Raw genomic sequence first — 20,048 nt, 5'->3', positions numbered from 1 at the left:
ACAAGCCGCAAGCTGCAAGTAAAAGCCAGGGCGGTGTGGGCCGGCCTGGCTTGGGCATCCATCAAGATCTACAGACTGCGAGCGCCAGGCGGGTTGTCGCCGCCTGACGCCCGCAGCGCCGCTTAGTAGCGGTAGGTGTCCGGCTTGAACGGGCCTTCGACGGTGACGCCAATGTACTCGGCCTGCTGCGGGGTCAGTTGGGTGACCACGCCGCCGAAGCCGCGGACCATTTCCAGGGCCACTTCTTCGTCGAGTTTCTTCGGCAGCACTTCCACGGTCAGGCGCTCGGCCTTCTGCGCGGCTGGCAGTTCGGCGAACTTCTGCTGGAACAGGAAGATCTGCGCCAGCACCTGGTTGGCGAACGAGCCGTCCATGATGCGGCTTGGGTGGCCGGTGGCGTTGCCCAGGTTCACCAGGCGGCCTTCGGCCAGCAGGATCAGGTAGTCGTCGTTCTGCGGGTCGAAGGTGCCGGTGCCGGTGCGGTGGATCTTGTGGACCTGCGGCTTGACCTCTTCCCATGCCCAGTTCTTGCGCATGAAGGCGGTGTCGATCTCGTTGTCGAAGTGGCCGATGTTGCAGACCACGGCACGCTTCTTCAGGGCCTTGAGCATGTTGGCGTCGCAGACGTTGACGTTACCGGTGGTGGTGACGATCAGGTCGATGCGGCCGAGCAGGTCACGGTTGATGCCGTCTTCGGTGCCGGTGTTGATACCGTCCTTGAACGGCGAGACCACTTCGAAACCGTCCATGCAGGCCTGCATGGCGCAGATTGGGTCGACTTCGGTGACCTTGACGATCATGCCTTCCTGGCGCAGGGACTGGGCCGAGCCCTTGCCCACGTCGCCATAGCCGATCACCAGCGCCTGCTTGCCCGACAGCAGGTGGTCGGTGCCGCGCTTGATGGCGTCGTTGAGGCTGTGGCGGCAGCCGTACTTGTTGTCGTTCTTGCTCTTGGTGACCGAGTCGTTGACGTTGATCGCCGGGACTTTCAGCTCGCCCTTGGCCAGCATGTCCAGCAAGCGGTGTACGCCAGTGGTGGTCTCTTCGGTGATGCCGTGGATCTTCTCCAGCATCGCCGGGTATTTCTTGTGCAGGATCTCGGTCAGGTCGCCGCCATCGTCCAGCACCATGTTGGCATCCCATGGCTGGCCATCCTTGAGGATGGTCTGCTCGATGCACCACTCGTACTCCTGCTCGGTCTCGCCCTTCCAGGCGAATACCGGGATGCCGGCGGCCGCGATGGCGGCGGCGGCCTGGTCTTGGGTGGAGAAGATGTTGCACGACGACCAGCGCACTTCGGCACCCAGGGCGACCAGGGTTTCGATCAGCACCGCGGTCTGGATGGTCATGTGGATGCAGCCCAGGATCTTCGCGCCCTTGAGCGGTTGTTCAGCCTGGTACTTGCGGCGCAGGCCCATCAGTGCGGGCATTTCCGATTCGGCGATGATGACTTCCTTGCGGCCCCAGTCGGCCAGGGAAATGTCGGCGACCTTGAAGTCGGAAAAACCTGCAGGCGTGTTTACAGCGCTCATCGAGAGCCTCCATTCGTAGTGTGCGAATGGGCGCCGTTGTGCGTTAAGCGTCCGCGATGCGGACAACGCCCCAACCGAGCCTGACAGGTCGAACCTGCTGCAGCGCCCCTCGGCTGGGTGGCGGGATGGCCCCCGCGGCGGGTGGCCATGTGAATCGGCAGGGATTATAGCCGTGGCACCGGGCCACGCCCAAGGTTTTCTGTCGATTAATCGAGACGATAGTCGATGTTCGATGGAGCACCGCCGAAGGCTCTGCCATCATTACTGCACGTCAGCCAAGCAGGTCAGGAGTCCCGATGAATTTTCACACCCGCAAATGGGTAAAACCCGAAGACCTCAACCCCAACGGCACGCTGTTCGGCGGCAGCCTGTTGCGCTGGATCGACGAAGAGGCGGCGATCTACGCCATCGTCCAGCTGGGCAACCAGCGCGTGGTGACCAAGTACATGTCGGAGATCAACTTCGTCAGCGCCTCGCGCCAGGGCGACATCATCGAGCTGGGCATCACGGCCACCGAGTTCGGCCGCACCTCTATCACCCTCAAGTGCGAAGTGCGCAACAAGATCACCCGCAAGAGCATCCTGACGGTGGACAAGATGGTCTTCGTCAACCTGGGCGAGGACGGCCTGCCGGCCCCGCATGGGCGCACCGAGATCAAGTACATCCAGGACCAGTTCCCCGACACCGCGGTGGAATGACATTCGGGGGCTGCCTTGCAGCCCCTTCGCGGCACAAGGCCGCTCCCACCTTACGCGCCCCGCCTGTAGGAGCGGCCTTGTGCCGCGAAAGGGCCGCAAAGCGGCCCCAGGTCCCTCAAGACTGTGCGCTGACCCCGCGCACCACCCGTCCGATGCTCAACCCCTGCACCAGGAACGACGACAGCACCAGGGGCACCGACACGCCGCCTCAGGTCAGCATGCTTCGCCAGCCCCGGCTGATAGAAAAATGCTGAAACTTTTCTGTTGTAGTTGTTTATATACATGCACTTCAGCGCCCATGACAATGCGCTTCAGTTACGCAATGCTGTGGATCGGGTTTCCTTTTTGTAGTGCGTGCATCACGTCTAAGAAAGTGTGATGCCAGAGGAAGCGTTAGAGAAAAAGGGTGGAAAAAAAGAGTAAGTAGCGGCCATGGCGGTGAGAGCTGTTTCAGTGCCAATCACCCAAGACATTGGGCTTGCGCTTTCACTTGTAGGGTCAAGGCCGTCAATTAACCGTATAAGGAGCGTGTAATGTCATTGAGTAAACTCTTCTTGAGAGAGGTTGGCCTAAAACCGGCATGTCACGCCCCAGGGATTTTGCGACATGTATTTCCTATGCGATTTAATAAAAATATTTCAATCATTATAGGAGAGAATGGTTCAGGGAAATCGACCTTGCTGGAAGCTATCGCCATTAAGTTAGGATGTAACCCAGAAGGTGGCGGCAGAAATTTTCACTTTAAAACCGAAGATACTCACTCGTCATTGCATGAGGCCTTACGCCTGACGAAAGGCTATCGGAAAGAGCGGGATCTTTTCTTCTATCGGGCAGAGAGTTTCTATAATGTGACGACCGAGATTCGGAATCTCGATGCAGCGGGTAGCTTTGATCCGAAAATCAACACTTACTATGGCGGGCGGGATCTACATGAGTTATCCCATGGTGAAGCCATGGAGGCGCTTTATCAGCATCGCTTCAAGGAAAATGGTCTTTATATTCTCGATGAGCCAGAAGCTTCGCTGTCTGCGCAGCGGCAACTCAATTTCATTATCCGCATTTGCGAACTTGCCGAGGGTGGCGCTCAATTCGTCATCGCCACGCACTCGCCGATTCTCATGTTCACGCCCGGCTGTGATCTCTTCAAGCTTGAAGGTGGTGTGCTGGAGCCCACGCAGGCGAGGGACACGGAACTGTTCAATCTCTACAGGGCTGTGATCTCATCATCAGGAGCGTTTCTTGAGAAAATGTTGCACGATTGAGTGGATTCCCCCGCGATAGCAGCCCACTCCATCAGTGGGCGAAATAACGCGAGGGTATCCACTAGCCTGCCATTACGACTGTGCAGTAACCCCGCGCACCACCCGTCCGATGCTCAGCCCCTGCACCAGGATCGACGACAGCACCACGATATAGGTGATCGACAGCAGCAGGTCGCGCTCAGGCCCACTGGGCAGTGACAGGGCCAAGGCCACCGACACGCCACCGCGCAAGCCGCCCCAGGTCAGCACGCGCACGGTGCCCTTGGGCACGCTGCGCCAGCGGCGTAGCAGGACGATGGCCGGGGCCACCGTGAGCAGCCGCGACAGCAGCACCGCCACGGCCAGCACGGTACCGGCGGCCAGGTGCAGCCAGTTGAACGGCAACAGCAACAGCTCCAGGCCGATCAGGGCGAACAGCAGGGCATTGAGCATGTCGTCGATCAGCTCCCAGAAACCGTCCATGTAGCGCCGGGTCATGTCGTTCATCGCCAGGTTGCGCCCCAGGTTGCCGATGATCAGACCGGCGACCACCATGGCGATCGGCGCCGACACGTGCAGTTCATAGCACATGGCCGACCCGCCGATGACCAGCGCCAGGGTCAGCATCACCTCGACCTGGTACTGCTCGACGCTCTTGATCATGCGGTAGGTGGCATAGCCGATCACGCCACCGAAGACGATGCCGCCGATGGCTTCGCGGGCGAACAGCATGGCCGTGTCGGCGAAGCTGGGCGCCTCGCCGAGCTGGACGATGCCGAGCAGCACGGTGAACACCACCACCGCCGTGCCGTCATTGAACAGCGACTCGCCGACGATGGTGGTCTTCAAGGGCTTGGACGCGTTGGCGGTCCGCAGTGCGCCGAGCACGGCGATCGGGTCGGTGGGCGAGATCAGCGCGCCGAACAGCAGGCAGTAGATCAGTGGCACGTCCCAGCCGAACAGGGCGAAGACCCAATGCGCGAGGAAACCGATCACCACGGTGGCGATCAGCACGCCCAGGGTGGCCAGCAGGCCGATCGGCCAGCGGTAGCTGCGCAGGTCGGCGAGGTTGACATGCAGGGCGCCGGCGAACAGCAGGAACGACAACATCCAATGCATCAACAGGTCGTTAAAGTCGATCTGGTTCATCAGGCCTTCGACGCGGGCCTCCAGGCCAGGGAAGCCGATCAGGCTCAAGCCCTGCAATATCAAGGAGAACAACAGCGCGGTGACCATCACGCCGATGGCCGGCGGCAGGCCGATGAAGCGGTAGTTGACGTAGGTGAGGAGGGTGGTCAGGCAAATAAACGCAGCAACAAGTTCAAGCATCCCAAATCCTGTAACAGTGGCTTCCAAGTCGTGGCCCGAATCGCTCGGGCAGTTGTTCGATGACTTGACGAGGGGTTCGGGACACAGGATTTGACCGAATTCGTTCTGATCGTTCCCATCCGTTGCCCAAAGCGTAGATCCATTGGCTAGCGCTGCCCCTGTAGGAGCGGGCTTGTCCCGCGATCAAGGGCGAAGCCCTTGCCATACAGCCGCGGCGGCTGGGCCGGCCCAATCGCGGGACAAGCCCGCTCCTACAGAAGAAGGCGGCGCTAGCCACTTGTTCTCTGCGCGACAGCGCAGCCCGGAAGGGCTGGATGATCTCCCACAACGCTCTCCCGAACGCTATATAGTCACAGCCATAAAAAGCCAAAAGGAACAGAAGGCGTGTTGGCAACTTCGCTGGTGTTGGTCGCCGCCCTGCTGCACGCGACCTGGAATACCCTGATCAAATTCAGTGGCGAGCGCTTGCTGGTGATCGCCAGCATGGACCTGGTGGCCCTGGTTTTCGCCGTATTGGCAGTGGCCTTCGTCGACTTTCCACCCGGGGAGATCTGGCCCTGGTTGCTGGCTTCGGCCCTGGCCGAGCAGTTGTACCGTTTCCTGCTGATCCAGGCCTACCGGGTCGGTGACCTGGGGCTGGTCTATCCTCTGATGCGTGGCTTGTCGCCGCTGGTGGTGCTGGGGCTGACCCTGGCTTTCGCCGGCGAGGCGCTGAGCGACAAGCAGATCATCGGCATTCTGCTGATCCCCTGCGGCATGGCGTGCCTGTTGTGGCAGGGCGGCGGCGGTGACCGGCTGCCCTGGTCGATGCTGCCGGTGGTGGCGCTGATCGGCCTGTGCATCGGTTGCTACACCTGGTTCGACGGCAAGGCGGTGCAACTGTGGGGCAAGCCGATGGACTACCTGGTCTGGCTGACCTTGCTCAGCGCCTGGCCGTTCCCGTTGCTGGCCTGTGTGGCACGGCGAGCGCCGTTCGCGTTGTTCTGGCGGACGCAGTGGCGCCTGGGGCTGGCGGTAGGGTTGTGCGTATTGTTGAGCTACGCCCTGGTGCTGTGGGCCATGCACCTGGGCTCGATCGCCGAGGCGGCGGCGCTGCGTGAGCTGAGCGTGATCCTGGTGGTGCTCATGGGCATGCGCTACCTCAAAGAACCTTTTGGCGGGCCAAGACTCCTAGCTTGCGGGCTGGTCCTGGCAGGCATGCTGGTGATGAAGCTCTGACCAACGATTTGAACAAGGAGTCCTGTCCATGACCGTAGCCCTGTGGTGCATCCTGATCGCCCTCATCCTGCCGCCGCTGTGCGGGTTGACGGCCAAGCTGAGCAGTGGCCGCTTTGGCCTGCGCGACAACCATGATCCTCGTGCGTTTCTCGACACCCTCTCGGGCCTGCCACGGCGCGCCCACGCAGCGCAGCAGAACGGTTACGAGGCGTTTCCGGCATTCGCTGCGGCCGTACTGGTGGCCGACATCGTCGGCAATGCCGAGCAGGTGACCCAGGATGTGCTGGCGGTGCTGTATATCACCAGCCGCCTGCTCTACATCATCTGCTACCTGGCTGACCTGGCGATTCTGCGTTCGCTGGTCTGGTTCGCCGGGCTGGCGATGATCGTGGCGTTGTTCGTGGTTTCCATGTAAGACCGCATCGCGGGGCAAGCCTACTCCCACAGGTCGTGTAGGAGCGGGCTTGCCCCGCGATGGGCTGCATAGCAGCCCCTTGCGCCTCAAGGCACTTTCGGCACGTCGGGCAGCGGCGCGCCCTTGGGCCACAGCAGCCAGATCTGCCCCTGCTGCTTCATGTTGCCCGCCAGCTCGCCGGCCTCGGGGCCGGTGCCCCAGAACAGGTCCGCGCGCACCTCGCCGGTGATCGCGCCGCCGGTATCCTGCGCGCCCACCGGGCGCACCACCGGCGTGCCGTCGGGGCGCGTCGTCGACAGCCACAACAGGCTACCCAGCGGGATCACCTTGCGGTCGATGGCCACGCTGTACCCGGCCGTGAGCGGCACGTTCAGCGAGCCACGGGGGCCTTCGTTACTGTCCGGCCGGGTGCTGAAGAACACGTAGCTCGGATTGCTGGCCAACAACTCCGGCACACGCTGTGGGTTGGCCTGGGCCCAGGCGTGGATGCTGCCCATGGTCACGTCTTCTTTCTTGAGTTGGCCCTGTTCGACCAGCCAGCGCCCGATGGGGCGGTACGGGTGGCCGTTCTGGTCGGCATAGCCGACGCGCAGTTGCCGGCCATCGTCCAGCTGGATGCGCCCCGAGCCTTGGATCTGCAGGAACTGCAGGTCCATCGGGTCGGTCAGCCAGGCCAGTACCGGTGCCTTGGCGCCGTCGCGGTAGATCACCTCGGCGGTGTCGTAGGGCTTGAGTACCCGCCCTTCGATACGCCCGCGCAGGCGCTTGCCCTTGAGTTCCGGGTAGACGCTAGCCAGGTCGACCACGATCATGTCCTCGGGCACGCCATAGACCGGCACATGGGCGGTTTCGGTGTGCTCCAGGCTGCCTGGGTAGACCGGTTCGTAGTAACCGGTGATCAGGCCGTTGGCGTTGTTCTCGGCCGAGCGCAAGCCGTAGACCTGCAGGTTCTGTTGCAGGAAGGCGCGTACCTGGGCGGCGTCGTCCGGCGTGCGCGCGGCGGCCTCGCAGGTGGTGGCCCAGATCGGGTCACGCTTGAGCTTCTCGCAGCCATTGCGCCAGGCTTGGAAGCCCGCCAACAGGTCGCTGTCGCTGACGGTCGGCAGCTCTTGCCAGGTGGCCGAGGCGTAGGTCGCCACGGCATGGGGTTCGGGCTTGGCGTTCTCGCCGCCATTGCAGCCGGCCAGCAGGGCCAGGGCAGGGAGCGCCCAGGCGAGGTGGCGCAGAGCAGATGTCATGGTCGAATCCTTGAGTGGGTGGCCGGGTGTGGGCTACCCATGGTTTTCGTAGGGGTATTGGTCTTTGTCGAGCAGACGAGGATACTGTTGGCCCTTTCCCTCTGCCAATGTGACCGTGATGTTGAAATGTTTCACCGTTCTGCTGTTGGCCGGCCTGTCCCTGGCGGCTTGCGACCGTGTCGATCCTAACTCACCCCTGGGCCAGCGCAAGGCGATCTTCAAGCAGATGCTCAAGACCAGCGAGGACATGGGCGGCATGCTGCGCGGGCGCCTGCCGTTCGACGGTGCCCGTTTCGCTGAAGGGGCCGTGAAGCTCGATGGCCTGGCTCATGCACCCTGGCAGCATTTTCCACAGGTCAAGGATGAAGGCGACAGCAGTGCGCGGCCTGAGGTGTGGGAGCGCCAGGCGCGTTTCCACGATCTGGCGCGGCAACTGGAGCGTGTGACGGGTGAATTGGTGGGCGCTACCCGTGAACAGCCGCTCGATGGGGCGCGGCTGAAAGCGCCGATGGACAAGGTCGAGGCGGCTTGCAAGGCGTGCCATACGGAGTTTCGTAACCACTGAGGCGGTGGTGGGTTGGGGCCGCTTTGCGGCCCTTTCGCGGCGCAAGGCCGCTCCTACGGGCATATGCGATCGGTGTAACGGCCTTGTGCCGCGAAAGGGCTGCGCAGCAGCCCCTGACAGGATCACTTGTCCAGCTCGAGCTCGGCTTGTTTCAGCTCTGCCTCGGATTCTGCAAGCTTGCGCTCGCGCTTGGCGATCTTGTCGGCATCGCCCTTGGCCTTGGCTTCGCGGAGGTCGGCCTGGCGTTCGGCGATCTCGGCCTTGGCTTTCTCGATCTTGGCCAGGCGCTCTTGGCGCAGGCCGGCGTCGGTGCAGTGCTCGGTGTTTTCCTTCAGGGCTTTTTCCAGGCCGCGGATTTCGCCCCAGTTGTTGTGCTTCCTGGCGTATTCGAGCTGGTTCTCGATGGCGCTGCGCTTGGCCGCGCAGCCGGTCAGGCCTGGGCTGGGCTGCGCCGCTTGAAGTGAGCTTGCGGCCAAGCCGAGGGCAATCATCAGCGCCAAGGAGGAGCGTCGTTTCATGGCGGTTTCCTTTCGAAGTAATAGCAACAGAAAATGTAGGGAATAGTGCCTACATTCCTGCTACCAGGTGAACTCCGATCGGAACTACCGCATCGATTTCAGAAAATTCCTACGACTACAGCGGTATCAGCGCTCCAGCCCGTCAACGGCTTCCTGCAGTTCTTTCTTGGCCTCGGCGAGTTTTTCCTTGCGCTTGTTGATCTTCTCGGCGTCGCCCTTCTTCATCGCCTTGTCCAAGTCCTTGGTGCGCTGGTTCACTTCGTGACGGGCGTCGAGCACCTTCTGTTCGCGCTCCTTGCGCAGGCTGGCGTCGGTGCAGTGTTCGGTGACTTCGTCGAGGGCCTTTTCCAGGCCGGCCTGTTGCTCGGCGTTGCCGTTGGTACGGGCCTGTTCGATCTGTTCGCTGATGGCCTGGCGCTTGGCCGCGCAACCGGTCAGCCCAGGTTGCTCTTCAACGGCCAGCAGGGGGCCGGCAGCCAGGCCGAGCAAGGCAGTCAGGGCAAGGGACGAAAGCAGTTTCATCGGGGACTCCATTCGATGGCAGGGCAACGGAAAAGGGAAATGCTGCCCTGATCCGAGGAATTTAGAAACCCTCGATTGCCTGGGATCGCAATTGTTCGGCCACCCGGCCAACCGATTCATCGGTGAAAAATGCCACCAGTTGCGCTGCTCGCCCAGGGCCGATACCGGGCTCGGCACGCCATTGCTCGACGCTTCGAGCTGCCAGGCTCGCCCAGTCGGGCGCAAGTTGCAGGCTGCTGGGCGCCGGCACACCCAAACCTCGAAGCCAGCGCTCGAAAGGCTGGCGCCTTGCTTGCGAGAAGGCCTTCAGCAACTGCTCCGCACGTGCCGTGCTGATGCCTGGTATGCCCAGCAGGTCTTCGCGCTCCAGGCTGAGCCAGGCATGCAGCTCGCTGACGGCGCCATGCTCGACCAGCTGTGTCCAGGTCGCGGCGCCTACGCCTGGCATCTGTAGTCCCTGGCGCCCTCCCAACCAGGCCAGGCGGGCGAGGAACTGTTGCTTGCACGGTGCGTCCGGCCGCCAGCAGCTGAGTGCATGATGTTGGCTGGGGTCCGGCGCCATGACGGGCGGTCGTTCAGTGCTGCGGTGCACCACGCTTTCGAGCCTGGGCACGGTGAGGCCTGCCAGGGCGATCGCCACCTGGTCGCCGGGGCGGATGTCCAACGCTTGCCAGCGTGCCAGTGACCCAACGCTGACCACGCTGATCCGGCGTTCATCCAGCATCACTGGGCTCAGGTGCAGCAAGGGTGTGATGCGCCCGGTTCGCCCGACCTTGAAGTGCACGTCTCGCACTTCGGCCAATGCCTGCTGGAAGGGGTACTTCCAGGCTGCGATCCAGTAGGGCGGCTTGGCGCGCCAGCGGTGGGCCGGTGGGCGGCTGTCCTGGCGCAGGATCACGCCGTCGGTGGCGAAGGGCAGGGGCGAGCGGTACCAATGCTGGCGCCAATGGGTGGCCTGCGCCATGTCGTCGATGGCGACGCTGTAGCGCTGGCTGTCGGGGAACCCGAGTTCGGCCAGCCGAGCCAGGCGTTCGCCCTGGTTGCTCGGCCCGCTCGGCCAGTCCCAGACGAACACGCCGACGCCTGCGCCTTGGGCAGTGGTCAACTGCTTCCTGGCCATCAGCCCGGCCATGGTGCTTCGGGCATTGGCGCCGCCTGCCTTGGCTTGAACGTGTTGGTCGAGGCGCCAGTACAGCTCACTTTGCAGCACCAGGTCCAATGGCTCGGGCAGGTGGCGCGGCAGGCCGGTGAGCTGTGCGATGTGCCGGCTCCAGTCGTGGCCTCGCACACCGTCGCCGCGGCTGAGCACCTGCACCAGCTGGCCGGATCGGTACACCAGGGTCGCGGCGACGCCGTCCACCTTCGGTTGTATCCAGACGTTGCGCTTGCCGTCGAGCCAGCGGGCCACAGCGCGCTCGTCGTCCAGCTTGGCCACGCCTGTATGTGCGACCGGGTGGGCAACAGGGCCGCCGGCGCCAGACAACGGGGCGTGCGCTTGTGGCAGGCCGAAGCAGGCCTGGAGCTGGCGCAGGCGTTGGAGGCTCTGGTCGTAGATTTCATCGGCGACCAGGGAGATGCCCTGGCGGTGGTAGTGATCGTCCCAGCGGGCAAGGGCCTCGCCCAGCCGCGCAGCCTCTTCATTGGCGCGCTGCGCAGGCCAGTCGGGGCAGGGGGAGGCATTGGCCCAGAGGGCGAAAGAACAAAACAACAGGGGCAAGAACAGCATGAAGCGCATGGCCGGCATCCGTGCGTGGCGTCGTCGAATGCTCAGCCTAGGCCGCTGCCATCGGGCGTGCCCGATCAAGGTGTCAGACGATGTTTCGTTGCTCTGTGGGCTTGCCGGCGATTGGCGCGGAACAGGCGATGCAGGATGAAAAAAGCCCCCGCCGATCGCTCGGCGGGGGCTCGTCACAGGCAGCGCAAGCGCGACGCTTACAGGCCGGCTGCGTTGCGCAGGGTCTCGGCGCGGTCGGTGCGTTCCCAGGTGAAGGTGGTGAAGGTGTCGTCACCGACGGTCTTCTGCTGCGGAATGCGGCCGAAGTGGCCATAGGCAGCGGTCTCCTGGTACATCGGGTGGAGCAGGTCGAGCATGGTGGTGATGGCGTACGGACGCAGGTCGAAGCACTCGCGGACCAGCTGCACGATCTTCTCGTCGGCGATCTTGCCGGTGCCGAAGGTGTTGATCGAGATGGAGGTCGGCTGGGCCACGCCGATGGCGTAGGACACCTGGATCTCGCAACGCTCGGCCAGGCCTGCGGCGACGATGTTCTTGGCCACGTAGCGGCCGGCATAGGCGGCCGAACGGTCGACCTTGGACGGGTCCTTGCCGGAGAAGGCGCCGCCGCCGTGGCGGGCCATGCCGCCGTAGGAGTCGACGATGATCTTGCGCCCGGTCAGGCCGCAGTCGCCCACCGGGCCACCGATGATGAAGTTGCCGGTCGGGTTGATGTGGAACTGGGTGTCCTTGTGCAGCAGCTCGGCCGGCAGGGTGTGCTTGACGATCAGCTCCATGACGGCTTCACGCAGGTCCTTGTAGGACACTTCCGGGTTGTGCTGGGTCGACAGGACCACGGCGTCGATGCCGACGACCTTGCCGTTCTCGTAGCGGCAAGTGACCTGGGACTTGGCGTCCGGGCGCAGCCATGGCAGCAGGCCGGACTTGCGCGCCTCGGCCTGGCGTTCGACCAGGCGGTGGGAGAAGCAGATCGGGGCCGGCATCAGCACGTCGGTCTCGTTGCTGGCGTAGCCGAACATCAGGCCCTGGTCGCCTGCGCCCTGGTCTTCCGGTTTGGAGCGGTCGACGCCCTGGGCGATGTCCACCGACTGCTTGCCGATGATGTTCATCACGGCGCAGGTGGCGCCATCGAAGCCAACGTCGGAGCTGTCGTAGCCGATGTCGATGATGACCTTGCGCACCAGTTCTTCCAGGTCGACCCAGGCCGAAGTGGTCACTTCGCCGGCAATGATGGCGACACCGGTCTTGACCAGGGTTTCGCAGGCCACGCGGGCGTACTTGTCCTGGGCGATGATTGCATCAAGGACCGCATCCGAAATCTGGTCGGCGATCTTGTCCGGATGCCCTTCGGACACGGACTCGGAAGTGAAAAGGGAGTATTCGCTCATCTCGACGGGTTCCTAAAATTTACCGATGGTGAGTGTCGCCAGTCGTCCGCTGGAAATGGCGGACCTGAATCTGGAAACCGTTACGCAAGCCCACATAGAGGCTGTCCCCGGGAACCAGTCCCGCTACCCGGGCCCAACGGGCCAGGTCGTCCTGCTCGAAGCCCAGCCAGAGGTCGCCGCAGGCTTCCCGCGCCCACCCCTGGTCATGGCTGCACAGTTCGGTGACCAGCAGGCTGCCACCCGCTTTCACCCGTTTGGCCAGCAGGCGCAGGGCCAGGGCCGGGTCGCTGAAGTGGTGCAGCACCATGTTCAGCACAACGCAGTCGGCTTCCACATCCGTTGCACCCAGTGCATCGGCCAACTGCAGGTTTACGTTGTCCAGGCCGTCGCGCTGGCAGACCTGGCGGGCCAGCTCGAGCATGGTCGGGCTGTTGTCCATGGCTGTGACCTGGGTGAAGCGCCGCGCCAGGTCCGGCAGGAAACCGCCATCACCCGGGCCGACTTCCAGGGCCGTGGCCCCGGCGCCGAAGCTCAGGTTGTCGAGCAGGGCCAGGAGGCTTTCACGGTATTGCGGCAGGCCGGCGATCAGGTCCTGCTGGGCGCGGAATTTTTCTTCCACGCGCAGGAAGAAGTCCTGGCTGGTGGCCGCCCGGCGCTGTTGCACCTGGGCGATCCGGGCCTGCACATCCTGCGGCAGGGCCAGCCCGTCGACTTCCTCGAGCAGTGCCGCGTGCAGGCGGCCGCCCAGGCGCAGGCTGTCGGGCAGGGCTCGGCGATAGAAGATCGCGTTGCCCTCGCGGCGGGTGGCCACCAGCTCGGCCTGGGCCAGCACCTTGAGATGATGGCTCATGCCGGACTGGCCGACGTCGAAGATCTGCGCCAGCTCCAGCACCCCGAAGGAGTCGCTGGCCAGGGCGCGCAATACGTTCAGGCGCAAGGCATCGCCACTGGCCTTGCACAGGGCTGCCAGGGTTTCGCTTTGCTGGGGGATCGGTTGCGCACGCAGGTTCATGGTGCGGCAGTCTAGACAGGCATCGTTGCCCCTGCAAGGCCAATATCAAAAAGTTTTGATATTGAATGACGGGCGGGTAGGGGGGGCGGTTCGCGGGCAACCCCGCTCCCACAAGCTGGAGACCGTGCTGTCGGCGCGGGATTACCCGCGAACAGGCCGGCAGCGACATCAGGTTTGTCCCGATTTACGCCATAAACATAGGAAAAATACCCAACTGCGACCATCCGTCATTGCCCCCGGCCCCGCCTGTGGGCGAAAATGGCGGCCTTTTTTCGTTTCACCACCTTTTCAAGCCCCAGGAGACTCAGCGATGCCCAGCCGTCGTGAACGTGCCAACGCCATTCGTGCCCTCAGCATGGATGCCGTGCAAAAGGCCAACAGCGGCCACCCAGGTGCCCCCATGGGCATGGCGGATATCGCCGAAGTGCTTTGGCGCGACTACCTGAAGCACAACCCGAGCAACCCGAAATTCGCCGACCGCGACCGCTTCGTGCTGTCCAACGGCCACGGCTCGATGCTCATCTATTCGCTGCTGCACCTGACCGGCTACGACCTGTCGATCGATGACCTCAAGGCCTTCCGCCAGTTGCACAGCCGCACCCCGGGCCACCCGGAATACGGCTACACCGCAGGCGTGGAAACCACCACCGGCCCGTTGGGCCAGGGCATCGCCAACGCCGTGGGCTTCGCCCTGGCGGAAAAAGTGCTGGCCGCCCAGTTCAACCGTGAAGGCCACACCATCGTCGACCACAACACCTACGTGTTCCTCGGCGACGGCTGCATGATGGAAGGCATCTCCCACGAGGTCGCCTCCCTGGCCGGCACCCTGGGCCTGAACAAGCTGATCGCCTTCTACGACGACAACGGCATCTCCATCGACGGTGAAGTGCACGGCTGGTTCACCGACAACACCCCGGCGCGCTTCGAGGCGTACAACTGGCAGGTGATCCGCAACGTCAACGGCCATGATGCCGACGAGATCAAGACGGCCATCGAGACCGCCCGCAAGAGCGACCGCCCGACCCTGATCTGCTGCAAGACCATCATCGGCTTCGGCTCGCCGAACAAGCAGGGCAAGGAAGACTGCCACGGCGCGCCGCTGGGCAACGACGAAATCGCCCTGGCGCGCAAGGAGCTGAACTGGAACCACGGCCCGTTCGAAATCCCTGCCGACATCTACGCCGAGTGGGACGCCAAGGCCGCTGGCGCCAAGCTCGAGGCCGAGTGGAACCAGCGCTTCGACGCCTACGCCAAGGCCTACCCGGAGCTGGCTGCCGAGTTCAAGCGCCGTGAACGCGGCGAGCTGCCGGCCGACTTCGCCGAGAAGGCCCAGGCCTACATCAACGAAGTGGCCGCCAAGGGCGAAACCATCGCCAGCCGCAAGGCCAGCCAGAACGCCCTGAACGCCTTCGGCCCGCTGCTGCCCGAGTTCCTCGGCGGCTCCGCCGACCTGGCCGGTTCCAACCTGACCCTGTGGAAAGGCTGCAAAGGCGTGAGCGCCGACGATGCCAGCGGCAACTACGTGTTCTACGGCGTGCGCGAATTCGGCATGACCGCCATCATGAACGGCGTCGCCCTGCACGGCGGCCTGGTGCCATACGGCGCGACCTTCCTGATGTTCATGGAATACGCGCGCAACGCGGTGCGCATGTCGGCCCTGATGAAGCAACGCGTGATCCACGTCTACACCCACGACTCCATCGGCCTGGGCGAAGACGGCCCGACCCACCAGCCGATCGAGCAGCTGACCGCCCTGCGCAGCACCCCGAACCTGGACACCTGGCGCCCGGCCGACGCGGTCGAGTCGGCCGTGTCCTGGAAGAACGCCCTGGAGCGCAAGGACGGCCCGTCGGCGCTGATCTTCTCGCGCCAGAACCTGCAGCACCAGGAACGCGACGCCCAGCAGATCGCCGACATCAGCCGCGGCGGCTACATCCTCAAGGACTGCGCCGGCGAGCCTGAGCTGATCCTGATCGCCACCGGTTCGGAAGTGGGCCTGGCGGTCCAGGCGCACGCCAAGCTGACCGAGCAGGGCCGCAAGGTCCGCGTGGTCTCCATGCCGTGCACCAGCGTGTTCGATGCCCAGGATGCTGCCTACAAGCAGTCGGTGTTGCCGCTGGAAGTGGGCGCGCGTATCGCCATCGAAGCTGCCCATGCCGACTTCTGGTACAAGTACGTGGGCCTGGAAGGCCGCGTCATCGGCATGACCACCTACGGTGAGTCGGCGCCGGCTTCGGCACTGTTCGAAGAATTCGGCTTCACCCTGGAGAACATCCTGGGTACTGCCGAAGAGCTGCTGGAAGACTGATACAGGCAAGGCGAGGGCCCTTGGCCCTCGTTCGCGGCGCAAGGCCGCTCCTACAGGGTATTGCGCATGTCGTCCCCTGTAGGAGCGGCCTTGTGCCGCGAATGGGCCGCCCAGCGGCCCCGTTCAACCGCCGGAGTTCAAGAGCCACCTATGCCCCATCCGCGTCCCTACAAAGTTGCACTCAACGGTTATGGCCGTATCGGTCGCTGTGTCTTGCGCGCCTTGTTCGAGCGCGGGGCGGATGCCGGTTTCGAAATCGTTGCGTTGAACGACCTGGCCGACCAGGCCAGCCTCGAATACCTGACCCGCTTCGACTCCACCCACGGGCGTTTCCCCGGCGAGGTGAGGGTCGATGGCGATTGCCTGCACATCAATGGCGACTGTGTGAAGGTCCTGCGCAGCGCCACCCCGGAAGGCATCGACTGGGGCGCCCTGGGCGTGGACCTGGTGCTGGAATGCTCCGGCGCCTACAACACCCGTGCCGATGCCCAGCGCTTCCTCGATGCTGGCGCGCCGCGGGTATTGTTCTCCCAACCAATGTCCAGTGAAGCGGATGTCGATGCCACGGTGGTCTACGGCGTCAACCAGGGCTGTCTGGGCGGCGACGAACGCCTGGTATCCAACGCCTCCTGCACCACCAACTGCGGCGTGCCGCTGTTGCGCGTACTGGACCAGGCGTTCGGTATCGAGTATGTCTCGATCACCACCATCCACTCGGCGATGAACGACCAGCCGGTGATCGACGCCTACCACCACGAGGACCTGCGCCGCACCCGTTCGGCCTTCCAATCGGTGATCCCGGTGTCCACTGGTCTGGCGCGTGGCATCGAGCGGCTGCTGCCGGAACTTGCCGGGCGAATCCAGGCCAAAGCGGTACGCGTGCCGACCGTCAACGTGTCGTGCCTGGACATCACCCTGCAGACCGCCCGCGACACCAGCGCGGCCGAGGTCAACCGGGTGTTGCGCGAGGCTGCCCTGGACGGTCCGCTCAAGGGGCTGCTGGCCTACACCGAGCTGCCCCATGCCAGCTGTGATTTCAACCATGACCCGCATTCGGCCATCGTCGATGCCAGCCAGACCCGCGTTTCCGGCCCCCGCCTGGTGAACCTGCTGGCCTGGTTCGACAACGAATGGGGGTTCGCCAACCGTATGCTCGACGTCGCGGGTCACTTCCTGCGCGTCGTCCACCAAACCCGCACCAAACAGCCCTGAAGGACTGCATTCATGACCGTGTTGAAGATGACCGACCTCGACCTGCAAGGTAAGCGCGTACTGATCCGCGAAGACCTCAACGTCCCCGTGAAGGACGGTGTGGTAGCCAGCGATGCGCGTATCCTGGCTGCGCTGCCGACCATCAAGCTGGCCCTGGAGAAGGGCGCGGCCGTGATGGTCTGCTCGCACCTGGGGCGCCCGACCGAAGGTGAGTTCTCCGCCGAGAACAGCCTCAAGCCGGTTGCCGACTACCTGAGCAAGGCCCTGGGCCGCGACGTGCCGCTGGTTGCCGATTACCTCGACGGTGTCGAGGTCAAGGCCGGTGACCTGGTGCTGTTCGAGAACGTGCGCTTCAACAAGGGCGAGAAGAAGAACGCCGACGAACTGGCGCAGAAATACGCTGCCCTGTGCGACGTGTTCGTCATGGACGCCTTCGGCACCGCCCACCGCGCCGAGGGTTCCACCCATGGTGTGGCCAAGTTCGCCAAGGTCGCTGCGGCGGGCCCGCTGCTGGCCGCCGAGCTGGACGCCCTGGGCAAGGCCCTGAAGGCCCCGGCCAAGCCGATGGCCGCCATCGTCGCCGGCTCCAAGGTGTCCACCAAGCTGGACGTGCTGAACAGCCTGAGTACCGTCTGTGACCAGCTGATCGTCGGCGGCGGCATCGCCAACACCTTCCTCGCCGCGGCCGGCCACAAGGTCGGCAAGTCGCTGTACGAACCTGACCTGGTCGAGACCGCCAAGGCCATCGCCGCCAAGGTCAGCGTACCGCTGCCGGTGGACGTGGTGGTGGCCAAGGAGTTCGCCGAGAGCGCCGAAGCCACTGTCAAGTCCATCGCCGATGTGGCCGATGACGACATGATCCTGGACATCGGTCCGAAGACCGCCGAACAGTTCGCCGAGCTGCTCAAGTCGTCCAAGACCATCCTGTGGAACGGCCCGGTCGGCGTGTTCGAATTCGACCAGTTCGGCAACGGCACCCAGGTGCTGGCCAAGGCCATCGCCGATAGCGCCGCCTTCTCCATCGCCGGTGGCGGTGACACCCTGGCGGCCATCGACAAGTATGGCGTCGGCGCTGATATCTCCTACATTTCTACCGGTGGCGGCGCATTCCTCGAGTTCGTCGAGGGCAAGGTCCTGCCTGCCGTTGCTATCCTGGAAGAACGGGCCAAGGCCTGAGCATGACGGCGCCTGGCAAAGGGAGCGACCTGATGGTCAAGCAATTGCCTGTGATGATCCTGGCCCTGCTGTTGGGCGCTTGCTCCGGCAAGGGCGCGGACAGCGAGCCGTCGCAGCCGCCCAGGGGCGGTTGCTACCAGTCCCAGTGGCAGGCGGAGACGGCCCCGGTGATCAACAAGCGCATGGGCCCGGAAGGCCTGGAAAAGTACGACGACGAACACCAGCGCAAGGCGCCGGGGTGCCCTTGATCGGGGGGCAGGCAACCTGCGGGCTGTTTTGTGGTCTTGAACAGGGGGCCGCTGTGCGCCCATCGCAGGCTTCGCCAGCTCCCACAGGGTACACATTTTCCCTGTGGGAGCTGGCGAAGCTGCAATGGGCTGCGTAGCAGCCCCAATCGAGGGAATTGAATGAAAGCGCTACTGGCCTCGATGGCCCTGGCGACCCTGGCAGGATGCTCGCTGCTGCAATCGCCGCAACCCGCCCCGGCGGACAATTGGACCCGCTGGGTCTGCGACACACAGGCCGAAGTGCTCTGGCGCTTCGCCGATGCCACCCAGGAGTCGGTCGACGTGCGTCTGGGCGGCGGCGACCAGGTCTACCGGCTCAAGTCCGAGCCGGGCGCCTCGGGTGCGCTCTACAGCGATGGCGTGCTGGCCTTGCACACCAAGGGCGATGAAGGCCTGGTGTACTGGGTGGCAACCAACGACCTGATTGGGCGGGGCTGCAAGGCACCGTGACTGGCCGGGCCGCGAGGCGGCCCACACTACTTGAACAGCAACCGCCCCTGCGGCAGGCTTGCACGAAACAACGACGCTTGTCGGGAGAGAGATACACAATGGCACTCATTAGCATGCGCCAGATGCTGGACCACGCCGCCGAGTTCGGCTACGGCGTTCCGGCTTTCAACGTCAACAACCTCGAGCAGATGCGCGCCATCATGGAAGCCGCCGACAAGACCGACTCTCCGGTCATCGTCCAGGCCTCGGCCGGTGCCCGCAAGTACGCCGGTGCCCCCTTCCTGCGTCACCTGATCCTGGCAGCGATCGAAGAGTTCCCGCACATCCCGGTGTGCATGCACCAGGACCACGGCACCAGCCCTGACGTATGCCAGCGCTCCATCCAGCTGGGCTTCAGCTCGGTGATGATGGACGGCTCGCTCAAGGAAGACGGCAAGACCCCGTCCGACTACGAGTACAACGTGCGCGTCACCCAGCAGACCGTGGCGTTCGCCCACGCCTGCGGCGTGTCGGTGGAAGGCGAGCTGGGTTGCCTGGGCAGCCTGGAGACCGGCCAGGCCGGTGAAGAAGATGGCATCGGCGCCGAAGGCACCCTGGACCACAGCCAGATGCTGACCGACCCGGAAGAAGCTGCCGACTTCGTCAAGAAGACCCAGGTCGATGCCCTGGCCATCGCCATTGGCACCAGCCACGGCGCGTACAAGTTCACCAAGCCGCCAACCGGCGACATCCTGGCGATCGACCGCATCAAGGAAATCCACAAGCGCATCCCTAATACCCACCTGGTGATGCACGGCTCCTCCTCGGTGCCTCAGGAATGGCTGAAGGTCATCAACGAATACGGCGGTGACATCAAGGAAACCTACGGCGTGCCGGTCGAGGAAATCGTCGAAGGCATCAAGTACGGCGTGCGCAAGGTCAACATCGACACCGACCTGCGCCTGGCGTCCACCGGTGCCATCCGCCGCTACATGGCCCAGCACCCGAGCGAGTTCGACCCACGCAAGTTCTTCGCCGAGACCGTCAAGGCCATGCGTGACGTCTGCATCGCCCGTTATGAAGCCTTCGGCACTGCCGGCAATGCCTCCAAGATCAAGCCGATCTCCCTGGAAGGCATGTTCCAGCGTTACGCCAAGGGCGAGTTGGCTGCCAAGGTCAACTGATCTGGCGTCCATTGGGGCTGCTGCGCAGCCCATCGCGGCAC

Annotated in this window: 19 protein-coding genes and 1 riboswitch; of the genes, 11 read left to right on the top strand and 8 right to left on the bottom strand. The window is 63.9% G+C overall.

The features are described from left to right. Nucleotides 1-122: 122 nt before the first annotated feature. Nucleotides 123-1,532, bottom strand: a complete 1,410-nt coding sequence (gene ahcY / locus K8374_RS21720; protein ID WP_224457154.1) for an adenosylhomocysteinase — start codon at nt 1,530-1,532, stop codon at nt 123-125. A gap of 21 nt (nt 1,533-1,553) precedes the next feature. After that, a riboswitch (S-adenosyl-L-homocysteine riboswitch) is annotated at nt 1,554-1,649 on the bottom strand. Nucleotides 1,650-1,828: 179 nt separating this feature from the next. Between ahcY and K8374_RS21715 the strand changes: the two genes are divergently transcribed. Then, nucleotides 1,829-2,230: an acyl-CoA thioesterase gene (locus tag K8374_RS21715; RefSeq protein ID WP_043207235.1), complete on the top strand. Its 402-nt coding sequence runs from the start codon at nt 1,829-1,831 to the stop codon at nt 2,228-2,230. 533 nt (nt 2,231-2,763) lie between these two features. Next, nucleotides 2,764-3,492 carry an AAA family ATPase gene (locus K8374_RS21710; protein WP_224457153.1) on the top strand — a complete coding sequence of 243 codons (729 nt, stop codon included), beginning with the start codon at nt 2,764-2,766 and terminating at the stop codon, nt 3,490-3,492. A 72-nt stretch (nt 3,493-3,564) separates the two neighbouring features. Here the strand turns inward: K8374_RS21710 and K8374_RS21705 are convergent, their stop codons facing one another. Continuing rightward, nucleotides 3,565-4,800, bottom strand: a complete 1,236-nt coding sequence (locus tag K8374_RS21705; protein WP_224457152.1) for a cation:proton antiporter — start codon at nt 4,798-4,800, stop codon at nt 3,565-3,567. A gap of 384 nt (nt 4,801-5,184) precedes the next feature. Between K8374_RS21705 and K8374_RS21700 the strand changes: the two genes are divergently transcribed. Together K8374_RS21700 and K8374_RS21695 are read left to right on the top strand one after the other, a co-directional pair. Further along, nucleotides 5,185-6,018, top strand: a complete 834-nt coding sequence (locus K8374_RS21700; RefSeq protein ID WP_196145950.1) for an EamA family transporter — start codon at nt 5,185-5,187, stop codon at nt 6,016-6,018. A gap of 28 nt (nt 6,019-6,046) precedes the next feature. After that, nucleotides 6,047-6,433, top strand: a complete 387-nt coding sequence (locus K8374_RS21695; RefSeq protein ID WP_224457151.1) for an MAPEG family protein — start codon at nt 6,047-6,049, stop codon at nt 6,431-6,433. An 86-nt stretch (nt 6,434-6,519) separates the two neighbouring features. Here K8374_RS21695 and K8374_RS21690 read toward each other — a convergent pair whose 3' ends face one another. After that, nucleotides 6,520-7,671: a murein transglycosylase A gene (locus K8374_RS21690; protein ID WP_224457150.1), complete on the bottom strand. Its 1,152-nt coding sequence runs from the start codon at nt 7,669-7,671 to the stop codon at nt 6,520-6,522. A gap of 118 nt (nt 7,672-7,789) precedes the next feature. On the opposite strand from K8374_RS21690, the gene K8374_RS21685 reads away from it, so the two are divergent. Beyond that, the gene (locus K8374_RS21685) at nt 7,790-8,236 is read left to right on the top strand and encodes a c-type cytochrome (protein WP_224457149.1); all 447 of its coding nucleotides are present in this window, start codon (nt 7,790-7,792) and stop codon (nt 8,234-8,236) included. A gap of 122 nt (nt 8,237-8,358) precedes the next feature. Here the strand turns inward: K8374_RS21685 and K8374_RS21680 are convergent, their stop codons facing one another. The 5 genes from K8374_RS21680 to K8374_RS21660 form a co-directional block, all read right to left on the bottom strand. Beyond that, nucleotides 8,359-8,754, bottom strand: coding sequence for a DUF1090 domain-containing protein (locus K8374_RS21680; RefSeq protein WP_224457148.1), 396 nt, complete (start codon nt 8,752-8,754; stop codon nt 8,359-8,361). A gap of 126 nt (nt 8,755-8,880) precedes the next feature. Then, complete coding sequence (locus K8374_RS21675; protein ID WP_224457147.1) at nt 8,881-9,276, bottom strand: DUF1090 domain-containing protein; 396 nt, start codon at nt 9,274-9,276, stop codon at nt 8,881-8,883. Nucleotides 9,277-9,337: 61 nt separating this feature from the next. Continuing rightward, nucleotides 9,338-11,011, bottom strand: a complete 1,674-nt coding sequence (gene ligB, locus K8374_RS21670) for an NAD-dependent DNA ligase LigB (protein ID WP_224457146.1) — start codon at nt 11,009-11,011, stop codon at nt 9,338-9,340. 197 nt (nt 11,012-11,208) lie between these two features. Then, entirely contained in the window at nt 11,209-12,399 is a 1,191-nt protein-coding gene (gene metK / locus K8374_RS21665; protein ID WP_196145943.1) for a methionine adenosyltransferase, read from the bottom strand. 19 nt (nt 12,400-12,418) lie between these two features. Next, nucleotides 12,419-13,411: an ArsR/SmtB family transcription factor gene (locus K8374_RS21660; protein ID WP_224457145.1), complete on the bottom strand. Its 993-nt coding sequence runs from the start codon at nt 13,409-13,411 to the stop codon at nt 12,419-12,421. A gap of 310 nt (nt 13,412-13,721) precedes the next feature. Here K8374_RS21660 and tkt point away from each other — a divergent pair, with 310 nt between their 5' ends. The 6 genes from tkt (at nt 13,722) to fba (ending at nt 20,007) form a co-directional block, all read left to right on the top strand. Beyond that, a complete protein-coding gene (gene tkt / locus K8374_RS21655) occupies nt 13,722-15,719 on the top strand; it encodes a transketolase (RefSeq protein WP_224457144.1) in 1,998 nt (665 codons plus the stop codon). Nucleotides 15,720-15,869: 150 nt separating this feature from the next. Beyond that, a complete protein-coding gene (gene epd, locus K8374_RS21650; protein WP_224457143.1) occupies nt 15,870-16,931 on the top strand; it encodes an erythrose-4-phosphate dehydrogenase in 1,062 nt (353 codons plus the stop codon). Nucleotides 16,932-16,943: 12 nt separating this feature from the next. Next, nucleotides 16,944-18,107 (top strand): phosphoglycerate kinase, encoded by a 1,164-nt coding sequence (locus K8374_RS21645; RefSeq protein ID WP_224457142.1) that lies wholly within the window; start codon nt 16,944-16,946, stop codon nt 18,105-18,107. A 32-nt stretch (nt 18,108-18,139) separates the two neighbouring features. Further along, a complete protein-coding gene (locus K8374_RS21640; protein ID WP_224457141.1) occupies nt 18,140-18,355 on the top strand; it encodes a hypothetical protein in 216 nt (71 codons plus the stop codon). 159 nt (nt 18,356-18,514) lie between these two features. Then, entirely contained in the window at nt 18,515-18,844 is a 330-nt protein-coding gene (locus tag K8374_RS21635; RefSeq protein WP_084854066.1) for an MliC family protein, read from the top strand. Nucleotides 18,845-18,942: 98 nt separating this feature from the next. Further along, entirely contained in the window at nt 18,943-20,007 is a 1,065-nt protein-coding gene (gene fba, locus K8374_RS21630) for a class II fructose-bisphosphate aldolase (RefSeq protein ID WP_084854068.1), read from the top strand. The last annotated feature ends 41 nt before the right edge of the window (nt 20,008-20,048 follow it).

Source organism: Pseudomonas sp. p1(2021b), from assembly GCF_020151015.1.
Lineage (GTDB): Bacteria > Pseudomonadota > Gammaproteobacteria > Pseudomonadales > Pseudomonadaceae > Aquipseudomonas > Aquipseudomonas putida_K.
Note: the sequence above shows the minus strand (reverse complement) of the source record. Positions and strands in the feature narration are given on the sequence as shown.

Excerpts from the sequence above, each read along its gene's own strand:
- ahcY (WP_224457154.1), bottom strand. The coding sequence starts at position 1,532 with ATGAGCGCTGTAAACACGCCTGCAGGTTTTTCCGACTTCAAGGTCGCC.
- K8374_RS21715 (WP_043207235.1), top strand. The coding sequence starts at position 1,829 with ATGAATTTTCACACCCGCAAATGGGTAAAACCCGAAGACCTCAACCCC.
- K8374_RS21710 (WP_224457153.1), top strand. The coding sequence starts at position 2,764 with ATGTCATTGAGTAAACTCTTCTTGAGAGAGGTTGGCCTAAAACCGGCA.
- K8374_RS21705 (WP_224457152.1), bottom strand. The coding sequence starts at position 4,800 with ATGCTTGAACTTGTTGCTGCGTTTATTTGCCTGACCACCCTCCTCACC.
- K8374_RS21695 (WP_224457151.1), top strand. The coding sequence starts at position 6,047 with ATGACCGTAGCCCTGTGGTGCATCCTGATCGCCCTCATCCTGCCGCCG.
- K8374_RS21690 (WP_224457150.1), bottom strand. The coding sequence starts at position 7,671 with ATGACATCTGCTCTGCGCCACCTCGCCTGGGCGCTCCCTGCCCTGGCC.
- K8374_RS21685 (WP_224457149.1), top strand. The coding sequence starts at position 7,790 with ATGTTGAAATGTTTCACCGTTCTGCTGTTGGCCGGCCTGTCCCTGGCG.
- K8374_RS21680 (WP_224457148.1), bottom strand. The coding sequence starts at position 8,754 with ATGAAACGACGCTCCTCCTTGGCGCTGATGATTGCCCTCGGCTTGGCC.
- K8374_RS21675 (WP_224457147.1), bottom strand. The coding sequence starts at position 9,276 with ATGAAACTGCTTTCGTCCCTTGCCCTGACTGCCTTGCTCGGCCTGGCT.
- ligB (WP_224457146.1), bottom strand. The coding sequence starts at position 11,011 with ATGCGCTTCATGCTGTTCTTGCCCCTGTTGTTTTGTTCTTTCGCCCTC.
- metK (WP_196145943.1), bottom strand. The coding sequence starts at position 12,399 with ATGAGCGAATACTCCCTTTTCACTTCCGAGTCCGTGTCCGAAGGGCAT.
- K8374_RS21660 (WP_224457145.1), bottom strand. The coding sequence starts at position 13,411 with ATGAACCTGCGTGCGCAACCGATCCCCCAGCAAAGCGAAACCCTGGCA.
- tkt (WP_224457144.1), top strand. The coding sequence starts at position 13,722 with ATGCCCAGCCGTCGTGAACGTGCCAACGCCATTCGTGCCCTCAGCATG.
- epd (WP_224457143.1), top strand. The coding sequence starts at position 15,870 with ATGCCCCATCCGCGTCCCTACAAAGTTGCACTCAACGGTTATGGCCGT.
- K8374_RS21645 (WP_224457142.1), top strand. The coding sequence starts at position 16,944 with ATGACCGTGTTGAAGATGACCGACCTCGACCTGCAAGGTAAGCGCGTA.
- K8374_RS21640 (WP_224457141.1), top strand. The coding sequence starts at position 18,140 with ATGGTCAAGCAATTGCCTGTGATGATCCTGGCCCTGCTGTTGGGCGCT.
- K8374_RS21635 (WP_084854066.1), top strand. The coding sequence starts at position 18,515 with ATGAAAGCGCTACTGGCCTCGATGGCCCTGGCGACCCTGGCAGGATGC.
- fba (WP_084854068.1), top strand. The coding sequence starts at position 18,943 with ATGGCACTCATTAGCATGCGCCAGATGCTGGACCACGCCGCCGAGTTC.